The sequence below is a fragment of the Pseudomonas sp. HLMP genome (assembly GCF_046365545.1).
GTDB lineage: Bacteria > Pseudomonadota > Gammaproteobacteria > Pseudomonadales > Pseudomonadaceae > Aquipseudomonas > Aquipseudomonas guariconensis_B.
Genome location: NZ_JBDLLR010000001.1, coordinates 1,082,628 through 1,095,433, shown reverse-complemented (window position 1 = coordinate 1,095,433; position 12,806 = coordinate 1,082,628). Strand labels below are relative to the sequence as shown.

The 12,806-nt window shown below is 65.5% G+C and carries 15 protein-coding genes; 9 read left to right on the top strand and 6 right to left on the bottom strand.

What is annotated here, in order from left to right:
• Positions 1-5: 5 nt before the first annotated feature.
• Positions 6-665 carry a glutathione S-transferase gene (locus ABFA30_RS05275; protein ID WP_225786712.1) on the bottom strand — a complete coding sequence of 220 codons (660 nt, stop codon included), beginning with the start codon at positions 663-665 and terminating at the stop codon, positions 6-8.
• Between the two features lie 145 nt (positions 666-810).
• On the opposite strand from ABFA30_RS05275, the gene ABFA30_RS05270 reads away from it, so the two are divergent.
• From ABFA30_RS05270 to ABFA30_RS05260, 3 genes are all read left to right on the top strand, one after another.
• Positions 811-1,119 carry a hypothetical protein gene (locus ABFA30_RS05270; RefSeq protein WP_225786713.1) on the top strand — a complete coding sequence of 103 codons (309 nt, stop codon included), beginning with the start codon at positions 811-813 and terminating at the stop codon, positions 1,117-1,119.
• Between the two features lie 65 nt (positions 1,120-1,184).
• On the top strand, positions 1,185-1,430 hold the full coding sequence (locus ABFA30_RS05265) for a TIGR02647 family protein (RefSeq protein ID WP_225786714.1): 246 nt from the start codon (positions 1,185-1,187) through the stop codon (positions 1,428-1,430).
• Positions 1,431-1,644: 214 nt separating this feature from the next.
• Positions 1,645-4,509 (top strand): class I adenylate cyclase, encoded by a 2,865-nt coding sequence (locus ABFA30_RS05260; RefSeq protein ID WP_410045201.1) that lies wholly within the window; start codon positions 1,645-1,647, stop codon positions 4,507-4,509.
• A 72-nt stretch (positions 4,510-4,581) separates the two neighbouring features.
• Here the strand turns inward: ABFA30_RS05260 and rnk are convergent, their stop codons facing one another.
• From rnk to cyaY, 3 genes are all read right to left on the bottom strand, one after another.
• The gene (gene rnk, locus ABFA30_RS05255) at positions 4,582-4,992 is read right to left on the bottom strand and encodes a nucleoside diphosphate kinase regulator (RefSeq protein WP_253080630.1); all 411 of its coding nucleotides are present in this window, start codon (positions 4,990-4,992) and stop codon (positions 4,582-4,584) included.
• A 133-nt stretch (positions 4,993-5,125) separates the two neighbouring features.
• Positions 5,126-5,347 (bottom strand): DUF1289 domain-containing protein, encoded by a 222-nt coding sequence (locus ABFA30_RS05250; protein ID WP_253080631.1) that lies wholly within the window; start codon positions 5,345-5,347, stop codon positions 5,126-5,128.
• Position 5,348: 1 nt separating this feature from the next.
• Positions 5,349-5,681, bottom strand: coding sequence for an iron donor protein CyaY (gene cyaY, locus ABFA30_RS05245; RefSeq protein WP_225786718.1), 333 nt, complete (start codon positions 5,679-5,681; stop codon positions 5,349-5,351).
• A 260-nt stretch (positions 5,682-5,941) separates the two neighbouring features.
• Here cyaY and lptM point away from each other — a divergent pair, with 260 nt between their 5' ends.
• From lptM to ABFA30_RS05215, 6 genes are read left to right on the top strand one after another with little or no spacing between them, the layout of a single operon-like run.
• Positions 5,942-6,142, top strand: a complete 201-nt coding sequence (gene lptM / locus ABFA30_RS05240) for an LPS translocon maturation chaperone LptM (RefSeq protein WP_225786719.1) — start codon at positions 5,942-5,944, stop codon at positions 6,140-6,142.
• A gap of 9 nt (positions 6,143-6,151) precedes the next feature.
• Complete coding sequence (gene lysA / locus ABFA30_RS05235; protein ID WP_253080632.1) at positions 6,152-7,399, top strand: diaminopimelate decarboxylase; 1,248 nt, start codon at positions 6,152-6,154, stop codon at positions 7,397-7,399.
• Positions 7,400-7,403: 4 nt separating this feature from the next.
• Entirely contained in the window at positions 7,404-8,234 is an 831-nt protein-coding gene (dapF, locus tag ABFA30_RS05230; RefSeq protein WP_225786721.1) for a diaminopimelate epimerase, read from the top strand.
• A 13-nt stretch (positions 8,235-8,247) separates the two neighbouring features.
• Positions 8,248-8,958, top strand: a complete 711-nt coding sequence (locus ABFA30_RS05225) for a DUF484 family protein (protein WP_253090667.1) — start codon at positions 8,248-8,250, stop codon at positions 8,956-8,958.
• Positions 8,958-9,857, top strand: a complete 900-nt coding sequence (gene xerC / locus ABFA30_RS05220; RefSeq protein ID WP_253080633.1) for a tyrosine recombinase XerC — start codon at positions 8,958-8,960, stop codon at positions 9,855-9,857. The genes ABFA30_RS05225 and xerC overlap by 1 nt, the downstream gene beginning before the upstream one ends.
• A complete protein-coding gene (locus ABFA30_RS05215) occupies positions 9,854-10,549 on the top strand; it encodes an HAD family hydrolase (protein ID WP_225786724.1) in 696 nt (231 codons plus the stop codon). The genes xerC and ABFA30_RS05215 overlap by 4 nt, the downstream gene beginning before the upstream one ends.
• A gap of 122 nt (positions 10,550-10,671) precedes the next feature.
• Here ABFA30_RS05215 and sutA read toward each other — a convergent pair whose 3' ends face one another.
• On the bottom strand, positions 10,672-11,001 hold the full coding sequence (sutA, locus tag ABFA30_RS05210; protein ID WP_225786725.1) for a transcriptional regulator SutA: 330 nt from the start codon (positions 10,999-11,001) through the stop codon (positions 10,672-10,674).
• 455 nt (positions 11,002-11,456) lie between these two features.
• A complete protein-coding gene (locus tag ABFA30_RS05205; RefSeq protein WP_225786726.1) occupies positions 11,457-12,779 on the bottom strand; it encodes an ammonium transporter in 1,323 nt (440 codons plus the stop codon).
• Positions 12,780-12,806: the final 27 nt, after the last annotated feature.

The following is a 12,806-nucleotide window of genomic DNA, read 5'->3' as shown; positions in this document are numbered from 1 at the left end:
CCCCCTCAGCGCTTGCTGCGCATCATCTCCAGGAACGCCGGCATCGCCGCGTCCTTGTCCGCCACGATCCGCGCCATGTGCGGGTTCTCTCCCAGCTTCTCCAGCAATGCCCCTGCCTGCGGGAAGTCCGCCAGGAAATCGATGTTCAGCACCTTCTTGCCCACCAGGCAGGCCAGGTCCACCGAGAAACAGAACATCAGGTCGGCCAGCGTCAACTGCTCGCCCGCCACGTAGGGGGCGAAGCGGCCGTTGCGCTTGAGCGTGGCGAAACCGGCCAGCAGCTCGCTGCGGGCGCGTTCCTTGATCACCGGCTCCACCGCCATGCCGAAGAACGCCTCGGGGTAGCAGGTACGCGCCGGCAACTCGATGTACAGCTCGATCTCCTTGAGCAACTCGCGCACCTTGGCCTGGGCGAAGGCATCCGCCGGCAGCAGTGGCTTGCCGGCCTGGGTCTGCTCGATATAGTCGAGGATCACGCAGGTCTCGCTGATAAACCCCTGCTCGGTCTCCAGCACCGGCACCTTGCCGCGTGGGCTGATGGCCAGGGCCTGCGGGCTCTGGCCGGCGAAGAACGGCACCTCTTCGAAGGGCAAGCCTTTTTCCATCAGGGCCAGCTTGACCATGTTGTAGTAGTTGCTGACCGCGAATCCGTGAAGCTTGAGCATTGATACAGCCTCCAGGCCGTGTGGGGATGGCCCGGCTGTTATAGACCGATCGCCCCGGCCTGGCCAGCATCATGCGAGCTGTCGATGACAGGGCATCCGCAGTGCGGGCATGGCACACTGTGTGCTCCACCACAGGAGCAGCGCCATGAGCGAACCCAGCGACATCGACAACAATGACGAGGAAGCCTTCGTCGAAGCGACCCTGATTCAGGCCATCGAGAACCAGATCGAAAGCGGCGAGCCAGCAGCGGCCAAGGCCACCTTCAATAAGCTGACCCTGGTCGGCTACGAACGCGAGGACATCCTCAACCTCATGGCCCATGTGCTGGCCATCGAGATCGACGCCATGCTCGACGAGGACCGGCCGTTCAATGGCCAATGGTACGAGAACGCCCTGCGCGCCTTGCCCGAGCTGCCACCTGAAGCAGATCAAGGCGACAACGACGAAGCCTGACTACACTCCTGGATCAGGCGCCGGCAACGGTGCCGCCATCCTTGTCTGGAAGTCAGGAGTCATCCATGTCCTTCACCCCCGAACTGATCGCCGAACTGGAAGTCCTCGCCCTGTTCAACCTGGACAGCAGCCAGGAAGGCATCAAGGTCCACAGCAACGCCTCCCCCACTTTGGTCGCCGCGGCCCGGCGCCTGCACGACAAGCAACTGACCACCCAGCCCGATGGCGGCTACCTGACCAGCCTGGGGCTGGATGCCGCCGAGAACGTCCAGCAGTTGCTGACCATCCTCAAGGCCGTGCAGCCGGCTTGAGTTCGCAGCGCCCTTTGCGCGGGCAAGCTCCCACAGGTTCGCCGGCGCCCTCAAGGACGGCGTTGTTCCTGTGGGGGCCTGCCGGGGCGCCGAACTGCCGCGAAAAAGCCCCACGCCCGCGAGGAAAATGACGTCAATAACCCAGCCAACGCTTATCCGAGCGCCGCACTCAGGCTAAACTCGCCAGTGCTCCCCTGGCCTGCCTGAGTGCGCAATGAACCACCCCCACGAAATCCGCCCCGACCTGGAACAAGGCATCGACCGCAAGGAGCTGGCGAAGCTGCGTGCGCGCTTCCTGCAGCTCAACCAGGGGCGACTGGAGCGGGCCATGGAGGGGTTGTCCACGCGCCAGCAGCAGGTGTTGACCCTGCTGCCGCTGCTGTTCCACGTCAACCACCCGTTGCTGCCCGGCTATGTCTCGGGCAACACACCGGCCGGTGTCTCGGGGTTCGAGCCCGACGTCCAGCTGCTGGCCGAGGCCCAGCGCCTGGCCCGCTCGTTCACCCACAAGGCCCGCCATGGCAACCCACCGCGACCGATCCATGGCCTGTTCCTGATGGGCAGCCTGGGTACCCTTGCCCAGGCCGAGCAGAGCGACATGGACCTGTGGGTCTGCCATGCCGCGAACCTCGGCGAGGCCGAGATGGCCGAGCTGCGGCGCAAGTGCCAGTTGCTCGAGGCCTGGGCCGCCAGCCAAGGCGCCGAGGCGCACTTCTTCCTCATCGAGCCCCAGGGGTTCGTCCAGGGTGAACGCGATGGCCAGCTCGGCTCCGATGACTGCGGCACCACCCAGCATTACTTGCTACTCGACGAGTTCTACCGCACGGCGATCTGGCTGGCCGGCCGCACGCCGCTGTGGTGGCTGGTCCCGGTCTACCAGGAGCACAACTACCGGGAATACACCCAGGTGCTGCTGTCCAAGCGTTTCATCCGTGCCGAGGACGACCTCGACCTCGGCCACCTGGCGCACATCCCGCCGGGCGAATTCGTCGGTGCCGGGCTGTGGCAACTGTTCAAGGGCATCGACTCGCCCTACAAGTCGGTGCTCAAGCTGCTGCTGACCGAAGCCTATGCCAGCGAGCACCCCGAGGTACGCTGCCTGAGCCTGGACTACAAGCAGGCAGTGTTCGCCAATCGCCTGGACCTCGACGAGCTCGACCCCTACGTGATGGTCTACCGGCGCATCGAGCGCTACCTGCAACGCCGGGGCGAAACCGCACGCCTGGAGTTGGTGCGGCGCGCCCTGTACCTGAAGGTCAACAAGAAGCTCAGCGAACCCGGCCGCTCACGTGTCGGCGGTTGGCAACGCCGGTTGCTCGGGCGCCTGGCCGAGGAATGGGGCTGGAACCTGCGCCAACTGGCCATGCTCGACAGCCGCAGCCAGTGGAAGGTACGCCAGGTAGCTGCCGAGCGCCGTGAGCTGGTGGCCGAGTTGAACCACAGCTACCGCTTCCTCGGCCAGTTCGCCCGCAGCCAGAACGCCAGCAGCCGCGCCGACCAGCGCGACCTCAACGTCCTCGGCCGCCGCCTGTACGCTGCCTTCGAGCGCCGCGCTGGCAAGATCGAGGTGATCAACCCAGGCATCGCCCCGGACCTGGCCGAAGATACCCTGACCCTGGTCCAATCGCCCAACCGCAAGGAGCCCGGGACCCACCACTGGGGGCTGTACAATGGCAACCTCGGCGTGCACGAATGGGAGCACTTCAGCCCGATCAAGCGCTGCCGCGAACTGCTCGAACTGCTCACCTGGGCCCATCGCAACGGGGTGATCGACAGCAGCACACGCTTGGCCCTGCACCCCGGGGTCAGCGACCTGAGCGAATTCGAGCTGTTCAACCTGCTGGGCAGCCTGCAACAGACCATTGCGCTGCCGCTGGAAACCGTCAGCGAGATCCGCCTGCTGCAGCCGAGCGTGGCCGACGAGATCCTGCTGCTGGTCAACGTCGGCATCGACCCGCTGCGCCATCATCGCGACCTGAACATCCTGATGACCACCGAGCGCACCGACTCGCTGAGCTACGCCGGTGTGCGCGAGAACCTGGTGCTGACCCTCGACCAGGTCACCCTCAACAGCTGGAACGAAGTGCTGGTGCAGCGCTACGACGGCGAGCACGCGCTGGTGCGCTGCCTGCGCGACTTCCTCAACAGCCTCGGCCAGCGCAAGCACCGGCCACGGCTGCGGGTACGCTGCTTCTGCCACAACCGCGCCCAGGCCATCCGCCAGCGGGTCGAGGATATCTTCGATACCGTGCAGTCGCTGCTCGACCAAGGGATGAACCATCGCTACCTGCTGCAGGTGGCGCAATACACCCATGTGCTGGAGCTGCAGCCTGGGCAGGTCAGCCTGGCCACCCTCGCCGACCACGAGGCCGTGCTCGATTGCCTGGGCGAGGAGCGCGGTGAGTACAGCCCCCTGCACCTGGACGCCAATGCCCTGCAGGATCACGACCTGCCGCTGATCCTGGGGCAAGGGCAACCGGGCTGCATCCAGGTGTTCTATCGCCTGCTCGACGGCTGGGCCGACCTCTACGTGCTGGACGAGTACAACGCCCTCTGGCAGCAGCGCCTGCCCTTGCAGGACGAAACCCACCTGCTGCTGCCCCTGCAGCGCTTCTTGCGTTCGGTAGTGATACGCCGCGACGCCCTGCTGCCGCTCGACAGCCTGCAACAGGCATCGCTGGACATCCTCTACTACCAGTTGCAGCCCTCCGGTGCCGGCAAGGCCCGCAGTCTGGAGCCGCGTCCGGCGCCGAGCGATGGCAGCGACCAGCCCTACTATGAGGTACAGGCGATCCTGCAGGCTGGCACGGGCGACGATGTGCACGTCACGCTCTACTGCGACCAGCAGGAGTTCTCCGAACTGGAGCATGGCGACCAGCTCTACGCCGTGGTTGCCCGCCAGATCATCGGCCGGCGTCGCAGCGCCGGCAACTACCGCTGCTACATCACCGACCTGGACCTGTCCGAGCTACTGGAGGACGACCAAGGCTCGACGGTGCTCTACCTGCGCTACAAGCGCGAGCTGGAGCAGGCGCTCAACGATGGGCTGGAGCAGTTGCAGGCGGCCCTGGAGCCCTAGTGGGGCCCTGCAGGCCTTCATTGGGGCCGCTTCGCGTCCCCAGATGGCCGGCACCGCTACCGCGAAAACCGCCTACAGGTCGTAGTCGCCCGCCGCCTCCGGCTGGTATTCGACATCCAGCAGGGTGAGCTTGAGGGTCTTGCCACCAGGGGCCGGCCAGTCGATCTGGTCGCCCACCGACAGCCCCAGCAACGCACAGCCGATCGGCGCGAGAATGGAGACGCTCCCTTCAGGCCCTGCGTCCTTGGGATAGACCAGGGTCAGGTGGTAGTCCTTGCCACTGGCTTCTTCGCGGCAGTGCACGCGCGAATTCATGGTCACTACACCGGCCGGGACCTCCTCGTGACCGACAACCTGGTCGGCGCGGTCCAGCTCGTCCTGCAGGGCGAGCACACCCGGCGTACTTTCATCGAGGCTGTCGATCAGACGCTCGAGACGCTGTACGTCCAATCGGGTGAGGATGAGGGAAGGCTTGGTGCTCATGATCCAGTCAGACTCCTTTTTAACAGGCAAATAAAGCAAAACCCCGCCCAAGGGCGGGGTTTGTGAATACTTTCGGCATCACCGACGCTGGGTTCGACACTACCACAGCCGGGCAAATACTCAAGCCCGGCCGTCACTGCGCGGCGTACTGCCCCCGTCGGGCCTGGGCCTCTCGGCAGATCTGCCGGCGTCGCTCGTCATCGGCCGAGCGCCATTCGCGGATGTGCTCCACCGGCCGGAAACAGCCACGACAGACCTTGTGCTCATCGAGCCGGCAGACGTTCACGCACGGCGAAGGTACCGCCGGGCTGACGTTGCTGTAGAGCGGCTTCGGGGGCCGTGCCGGGTCGCTCATCTCAGATCTCGTCGAAGTCCAGCTTCTCGCCGGCCCGCTCCCAGACGATACGCTCGAGCATCTCGCCCAGCAGCTCCTCGCTCTTCTCGCAGACCCACTTGCCGCTCTGCTCGTCGTAGTCGAAGTGGAAGCCGCCGGAGCGATCGGCCAGCCACAGCTGGCGCAGCGGCTCCTGGCGGCTGAAGATCAACTGGCTGCCGTTGTCGAACTTGACGGTCAGCACCCCGGCGGAATTCTCCATGTCCACATCCAGGCCGCTCTCATCGAACAGGTCTTCCAGGGCCTGTTGGGTCGCGTCGACCAGATCATGGAAACGTGCTTCGCTCAAACTCATTGCAGGAACCTCGAAATTGGCTACTTACGGCAAGCCGGGCAAGATACGGGCGACTTGGCGGGAATGCAAAGCTTCACGCCAATCAGCTGCAAGCTGCAAGCGCCGAGCGGCAAGAAAAAGCCAAGCATGCGCCAGGCTGCTTTTTCTTGCCGCTTGCCGCTCGAGGCTGGCCCGCCGGGCGGACCAGCCCTTGCATAGGCAATCCGGCGGTCGCTCGGTATACTCGGGCGCAATACTGCTTATTTCAAAGGATTTCGCCAATGAAGCGCCTGATTTCCTCCCTTGCGGCGCTGGTCGCGGTTGCTTGCCTGGTTTCGGCCTGCGGTCAGAAGGGCCCCCTGTACCTGCCTGAAGAGGGCAATGGGAAAGAGCAAAAGTCCCACCAGCACCAACACGCCCAGCCATCGCAGCCGCAGGAACAGCAGCCTGAGCTGCAGCCCGAGCAGACGCCAGCGCAGTAAGGAAATCCAATGGACGCTTTCAACTACCGCGACGGCGAACTGTTCGCGGAAGGCGTGGCCCTGTCGGCCATCGCCGAACGTTTCGGCACCCCCACCTACGTGTACTCGCGAGCCCACATCGAGGCCCAGTACCGCAGCTACGCCGATGCCCTAGAGGGCACCTCGCACCTGGTCTGCTTCGCCGTCAAGGCCAACTCCAACCTCGGCGTGCTGAACCTGCTCGCCCGCCTGGGCGCAGGCTTCGACATCGTCTCCGGCGGTGAGCTGGAGCGCGTGCTGGCCGCCGGTGGCCGTGCCGATCGCGTGGTGTTCTCCGGCGTCGGCAAGACCCGCCAGGACATGCGTCGCGCCCTGGAAGTGGGCGTGCACTGCTTCAACGTCGAATCCGCCGACGAGCTCGAACGCCTGCAGGCAGTCGCTGCCGAGATGGGCGTGCAGGCACCGGTCTCGCTGCGGGTCAACCCGGACGTCGATGCCGGTACCCATCCCTACATCTCCACCGGCCTGAAGGAAAACAAGTTCGGCATCGCCATCACCGACGCCGAGGCCCTGTACGTACGCGCGGCGCAACTGCCGAACCTGGACGTGGTCGGCGTCGACTGCCACATCGGCTCGCAGCTGACCAGCGTCGCCCCCTTCCTCGATGCCCTCGACCGCCTGCTGGTGCTGGTCGATCGCCTCGCCGAATGCGGCATTCACCTGCGCCACCTGGACCTGGGCGGCGGTGTCGGCGTGCGCTACCGTGACGAAGAGCCGCCCCTGGTGGCCGACTACATCAAGGCGATCCGCGAGCGCGTGGGCGAGCGCGACCTGGCCCTGGTGTTCGAGCCGGGCCGCTACATCGTGGCCAACGCCGGTGTCCTGCTGACCCGGGTGGAATACCTCAAGCACACCGAGCACAAGGACTTCGCCATCATCGACGCGGCGATGAACGACCTGATCCGCCCGGCCCTGTACCAGGCCTGGATGGGGGTCGACGCCGTCACCCCGCGCGAGGGCGAAGGCCGCACCTACGACCTGGTCGGCCCGATCTGCGAGACCGGCGACTTCCTGGCCAAGGACCGCGTGCTGAACCTCGCCGAGGGCGATCTGCTGGCCGTGCGCTCCGCGGGCGCCTATGGTTTCGTCATGAGCTCGAACTACAACACCCGTGGCCGTTGCGCCGAGGTACTGGTCGACGGCGACCAGGCCCATGAAGTACGTCGCCGGGAAACCATCGCCGAACTGTTCGCCGGCGAAAGCCTGCTGCCGGAGTGACCCCATGCTGCTGCGTTTCACCAAGATGCATGGGCTGGGCAACGACTTCATGGTCCTCGACCTGGTCAGCCAGCACGCGCACATCCAGCCCAAGCATGCCAAGCAATGGGGCGACCGCCACACCGGCGTCGGCTTCGACCAGCTGCTGATCGTCGAGGCACCGAACAACCCGGACGTGGACTTCCGCTACCGGATCTTCAACGCCGATGGCTCCGAAGTCGAACAGTGCGGCAACGGTGCGCGATGCTTCGCCCGTTTCGTGCAGGACAAGCGCCTGACCGCGAAAAAGCGCATCCGTGTGGAAACCAAGGGCGGCATCATCGAGCTGGACGTGCGCAACGATGGCCAGGTCTGTGTCGACATGGGCCCACCACGCCTCGCCCCGGCCGACATCCCGTTCGTTGCCCAGGCCCAGGCGCTGAGCTATCCGTTGGAGGTCGACGGCCAGATCTACCCGATCGCCGCGGTGTCCATGGGCAACCCCCATTGCGTGCTGCGCGTCGACGACGTGCGCACGGCCCCGGTCCATGAACTGGGCCCGAAGATCGAGCACCATCCGCGCTTCCCGCAGCGGGTCAACGCCGGGTTCATCCAGGTCATCGACCGCCACCGCGCCAACCTGCGCGTCTGGGAGCGTGGTGCTGGCGAGACCCAGGCTTGCGGCACCGGTGCCTGCGCGGCCGCGGTGGCGGCCATCAGCCAGGGCTGGATGGACTCGCCGGTATCCATCGACCTGCCAGGCGGTCGCCTGAGCATCGAGTGGGCCGGCCCCGGCAAACCGGTGCTGATGACCGGCCCGGCCGTACGTGTCTTTGAGGGACAGGTTCGTCTCTAAGCGAGTGACTTCCATGACCGATCAGCCCCAGGTTCTACCCGAACAGGCCAGCGACCTCGATGACGAGGCCGTGGTCGCCTACCTGCGTGCCCGCCCGACGTTCTTCGCCGAGCACGACGAGCTGCTCATCGAGCAGCGCATCCCGCACCAGCGCGGCGACAGCGTGTCGCTGGTCGAACGCCAGCTCACGCTGCTGCGCGACCGCAACATCGAGATGCGCCATCGCCTGTCGCAGTTGATGGATGTGGCCCGGGACAACGACCGGCTGTTCGACAAGACCCGCCGGCTGATCCTCGACCTGCTGGATGCCAGCAGCCTGGAGGAAGTGGTGATGGCGGTCGAGGACAGCCTGCGCCAGGCGTTCCAGGTGCCCTTCGTCAGCCTGATCCTGTTCGGCGAGAATGCCGCTCCGGTCGGCCGCTGGGTCAGCAGCGCCGAGGCCCAGCAAGCCATTGGCGGGCTGCTGGGCAGTGGCAAGACGGTCAGTGGCAACCTGCGCGAGCACGAACTGGCCTTCCTGTTCGGCGAGGAGCAGCACAAGGAGGTCGGCTCCAGCGCCGTCGCCACCCTCGAGCACCAGGGCCTGCACGGCGTGCTGGCGATCGGCAGCCGCGATCCGCAGCACTACAAGAGCTCCGTTGGCACCCTGTTCCTGAGCTATATCGCCGAGGTGCTCGGCCGCGTCCTCCCGCGCTTCACCCAGACCCTGCGATCGGTGCGCTGATGGAACGCCAACTGGAGGCTTATTGCGCACACCTGCGCAACGAGCGCCAGGTGTCCGAACACACCCAGCTGGCCTATCGCCGCGACCTGGAAAAGGTCATCGACTTCTGCAACAGCCAGGGTATCGCTGGCTGGGAAGCGCTGCAGGTCCAGCAACTGCGCCAACTGGTGGCGCGCCAGCACCATCATGGCCAGTCCGCCCGCAGCCTGGCACGCCTGCTCTCGGCGGTGCGCGGCCTGTACCGCTACCTCAACCGCGAGGGCCTGTGCCAGCACGACCCGGCCAACGGCCTGGCGCCACCCAAAGGGGAGCGCCGGCTGCCCAAGGCGCTGGATACCGATCGCGCCCTGCAACTGCTCGACGGTGGCGTCGACGACGACTTCATCGCCCGCCGCGACCAGGCCATCCTCGAACTGTTCTATTCGTCCGGCCTGCGCCTGTCGGAGCTGACCAACCTCGACCTGGAGCATCTGGACCTGGCAGGCGGGCTGGTGCAGGTGCTGGGCAAGGGCGGCAAGACCCGCGTGTTGCCGGTCGGCCGCAAGGCCCGCGAAGCGTTGCAGGCGTGGCTCCGGCTGCGCGGTATCAGCGCCCCACAGGATAACGCGGTGTTTCTCTCCCGCCAGGGCCGGCGCCTGGGCCCACGCGCCATCCAACTGCGGGTCAAGGCCGCCGGCGAGCGCGAGCTGGGCCAGCACCTGCATCCGCACATGCTTCGCCATTCCTTCGCCAGCCACTTGCTGGAGTCGTCCCAGGACCTGCGCGCGGTACAGGAGATGCTCGGCCATGCCGACATCAGCACCACGCAGATCTACACCCACCTGGACTTCCAGCACCTGGCCGCGGTGTACGACAGCGCCCACCCCCGGGCCAAACGCAGCAAAGGCACAGACTCATGAGCATCAAGCTGATCACCTTCGACCTGGACGACACTCTGTGGGACACCGCACCGGTGATCGCCAGCGCCGAGATCGTCCTGCGCGACTGGCTCGAAGCCAACGCGCCAAGCCTGGGCAGCGTACCGGTCGAGCACCTGTATGCCATCCGCGAACGCCTGGTGCAGGCCGAACCGGGCCTCAAGCACCGCATCAGCGCCCTGCGTCGGCGCGTGCTGTTCCATGCCCTGGAAGAGGTCGGCTACAGCGAGAAGCACGCCCAGGAGCTGGCCAACGAAGGTTTCGAAGTGTTCCTCCACGCACGACACCAGGTCGAGGTGTTCCCCGAGGTGCAGCCGGTGCTGGAGATCCTGCGCCATCACTACACCCTCGGCGTGGTCACCAACGGCAATGCCGACGTGCACCGCCTGGGGCTGGCGGACTACTTCAGGTTCGCCCTGTGCGCCGAGGACCTGGGGATCGGCAAGCCGGACCCAGCCCCGTTCCTGGAGGCCCTGCGCCGGGGTGAAGTAGAGGCGCAGGCCGCCGTGCATATCGGCGACCACCCTGGGGACGATATCGCCGGCGCCCAGCGCGCCGGGCTGCGAGCGGTGTGGTTCAACCCCCAGGGCAAGGACTGGGAAGGCGAACAGGCGCCGGATGCGCAGATCCAGCGGTTGTCGCAGTTGCCCGACGTTCTGGCACGCTGGCGCTAGGGGCTCGGCACCCTGCAGAGCAAGCTCGAGGCCGGTCAGTTAAGACTTTCCAGCCGTCATTTGGGCCGACAGCGCCCACAAAAAAGCCCGCAGCGACGGCGGGCTTTCTTGCATTCAACCACTCAGATAGGGCGGCTGCCGTACTTGTTGTCCGGCTTCTTGGGCGGATCGGCGACCACGTTGGGCTCGACCTCCTGGATCTTGCCGCCACGCGCCAGGAACTCTTCCATGGCCTTGGCCAAGGCATCGCGCTCCTTCTGCTTGGCTTCCAAGCTCGGCATGTCGTCAACCGAGACAGCGGCCTTGGCCTTGCCCTTCGCAGCGGGGGCGGGGCTGTCGTCTTCGCCAGCGTCTTCGGCTACATCATCTGCCGCTGCTGCGTCGAGGCCCTCATCACCCTCGTCTTCATCGCCTACTTCGAGGTCATCGTTTTCCAGATCGTCGTCGCTCATGTTCTACCTCATGACTTGCGAAAAGCAGATTAGTTATAGACCGTGCAGCCGTAGACCGGCAGCCATCGGTGAAAATTCAACTGGCCGTGGGTTGGCCACTGCCCTGGGCGTTCACCTCCTGATGGGAGGCCGGCACCCTGCAGACCCTGCTCCTGGCAGGGCCTGACGAAATCCTTGAGCCATTGGCCGGAACAGCCCGGCGCCACCTGCTGGCTCCGTGCTATTGGCAAGCCTAGCAAAGGGTGGCGAAGTGTGCGGACAGCTCGTCAAGCACCCTTCCGGCGCGCATTCTAGCGCGCCCGGAGAAAAAGCAAAGCTCCCTGAATGCCCTGTGAGCTGTAAGTTTTCGGGCCGTGTCACGAACGTGTCGGGTAAACCGTTTGCTCTTCGCCGAACAGCGAATTCCAGGCAAAAAAATGCCCGGCGAACCGGGCAGATTTTTTACCGCGTCGCAGTTACAGGTTGTAGCCGCGTTCGTTGTGCTGAGCCAGGTCGAGGCCGACCGACTCTTCTTCTTCGTTGACCCGCAGGCCCATCACCACATCCAGCACCTTGAGGATCACGAAGGTGACGATGGCGGTGTAGACCACGGTGAAAATCACGCCCTTGGCCTGCACCCAGACCTGCGCGCCGATATCCACGACCTCGCCGAACCCGCCCAGGGCCGGGGCGGCGAAGACCCCCGTGAGGATCGCGCCGACGATACCGCCGATCCCGTGCACGCCGAAGGCGTCGAGGGAGTCGTCATAGCCGAGCTTGCGCTTGAGGCTGGTGGCGCAGAAGTAGCAGATCACGCCCGAGCAGAGGCCGATCACCAGGGCGCCCATCGGGCCGACGGTGCCGGCGGCCGGGGTGATGGCCACCAGGCCGGCGACCACGCCGGAGGCGATGCCCAGGGCGCTTGGCTTACCGTGACCGATCCATTCGGCGAACATCCAGCCCAAGGCCGCGGCAGCCGTGGCGATCTGGGTCACCAGCATGGCCATGCCGGCGGTGCCGTTGGCAGCTGCGGCGGAGCCGGCGTTGAAGCCGAACCAGCCGATCCACAGCATGGCCGCGCCCATCAGGGTGTAGCCCAGGTTGTGCGGCGCCATTGGCGTGGTGGGGTAGCCCTTGCGCTTGCCCAGCACCAGGCAGCAGACCAGGCCGGCGATACCGGCGTTGATGTGCACCACGGTGCCACCGGCGAAGTCCAGCACGCCCCAGTCCCACATCAGCGCGCCGTCACCGCTCCAGACCATGTGCGCGATCGGAGCGTAGACCAGGGTGAACCACACGCCCATGAAGATCAGCATGGCGGAGAACTTCATGCGCTCGGCGAAGGCACCGACGATCAGCGCCGGGGTGATGATGGCGAAGGTCATCTGGAAGGTGATGAACACCGCCTCGGGGAACGCCGCGGTCAGGCTGTCAGGGGTCACGCCGCTGAGGAATGCCTTGGAGAAACCGCCCACGAAGGAATTGAAGTTGACCACGCCCTGTTCCATACCGGTGGTATCGAACGCCAGGCTGTAGCCATAGACCATCCACAGGATGCTCATCAGGCCGGTGATGGCGAAGCATTGCATCATCACCGACAACACGTTCTTCGAACGCACCATGCCGCCGTAGAACAGGGCCAGGCCCGGAATGGTCATGAACAGCACCAGCGCGGTGGCGGTGAGCATCCAGGCGGTGTCACCGGCGTTGAGCGCCGGGGTGGCTTCCTCTGCCAGGGCCAGGCCAGGCATTACGAGGGACAATAGGGCTCCTAGCCCTGCGATCTTGCGCAGAGTCATGTTGTTTTCTCCTGGGGCGTTGGGTTT

Excerpts from the sequence above, each read along its gene's own strand:
- ABFA30_RS05275 (WP_225786712.1), bottom strand. The coding sequence starts at position 665 with ATGCTCAAGCTTCACGGATTCGCGGTCAGCAACTACTACAACATGGTC.
- lysA (WP_253080632.1), top strand. The coding sequence starts at position 6,152 with ATGGACGCTTTCAACTACCGCGACGGCGAACTGTTCGCGGAAGGCGTG.
- sutA (WP_225786725.1), bottom strand. The coding sequence starts at position 11,001 with ATGAGCGACGACGATCTGGAAAACGATGACCTCGAAGTAGGCGATGAA.
- ABFA30_RS05225 (WP_253090667.1), top strand. The coding sequence starts at position 8,248 with ATGACCGATCAGCCCCAGGTTCTACCCGAACAGGCCAGCGACCTCGAT.
- ABFA30_RS05250 (WP_253080631.1), bottom strand. The coding sequence starts at position 5,347 with ATGAGCGACCCGGCACGGCCCCCGAAGCCGCTCTACAGCAACGTCAGC.
- lptM (WP_225786719.1), top strand. The coding sequence starts at position 5,942 with ATGAAGCGCCTGATTTCCTCCCTTGCGGCGCTGGTCGCGGTTGCTTGC.
- ABFA30_RS05215 (WP_225786724.1), top strand. The coding sequence starts at position 9,854 with ATGAGCATCAAGCTGATCACCTTCGACCTGGACGACACTCTGTGGGAC.
- ABFA30_RS05260 (WP_410045201.1), top strand. The coding sequence starts at position 1,645 with ATGAACCACCCCCACGAAATCCGCCCCGACCTGGAACAAGGCATCGAC.
- xerC (WP_253080633.1), top strand. The coding sequence starts at position 8,958 with ATGGAACGCCAACTGGAGGCTTATTGCGCACACCTGCGCAACGAGCGC.
- ABFA30_RS05205 (WP_225786726.1), bottom strand. The coding sequence starts at position 12,779 with ATGACTCTGCGCAAGATCGCAGGGCTAGGAGCCCTATTGTCCCTCGTA.
- cyaY (WP_225786718.1), bottom strand. The coding sequence starts at position 5,681 with ATGAGTTTGAGCGAAGCACGTTTCCATGATCTGGTCGACGCGACCCAA.
- dapF (WP_225786721.1), top strand. The coding sequence starts at position 7,404 with ATGCTGCTGCGTTTCACCAAGATGCATGGGCTGGGCAACGACTTCATG.
- rnk (WP_253080630.1), bottom strand. The coding sequence starts at position 4,992 with ATGAGCACCAAGCCTTCCCTCATCCTCACCCGATTGGACGTACAGCGT.
- ABFA30_RS05270 (WP_225786713.1), top strand. The coding sequence starts at position 811 with ATGAGCGAACCCAGCGACATCGACAACAATGACGAGGAAGCCTTCGTC.
- ABFA30_RS05265 (WP_225786714.1), top strand. The coding sequence starts at position 1,185 with ATGTCCTTCACCCCCGAACTGATCGCCGAACTGGAAGTCCTCGCCCTG.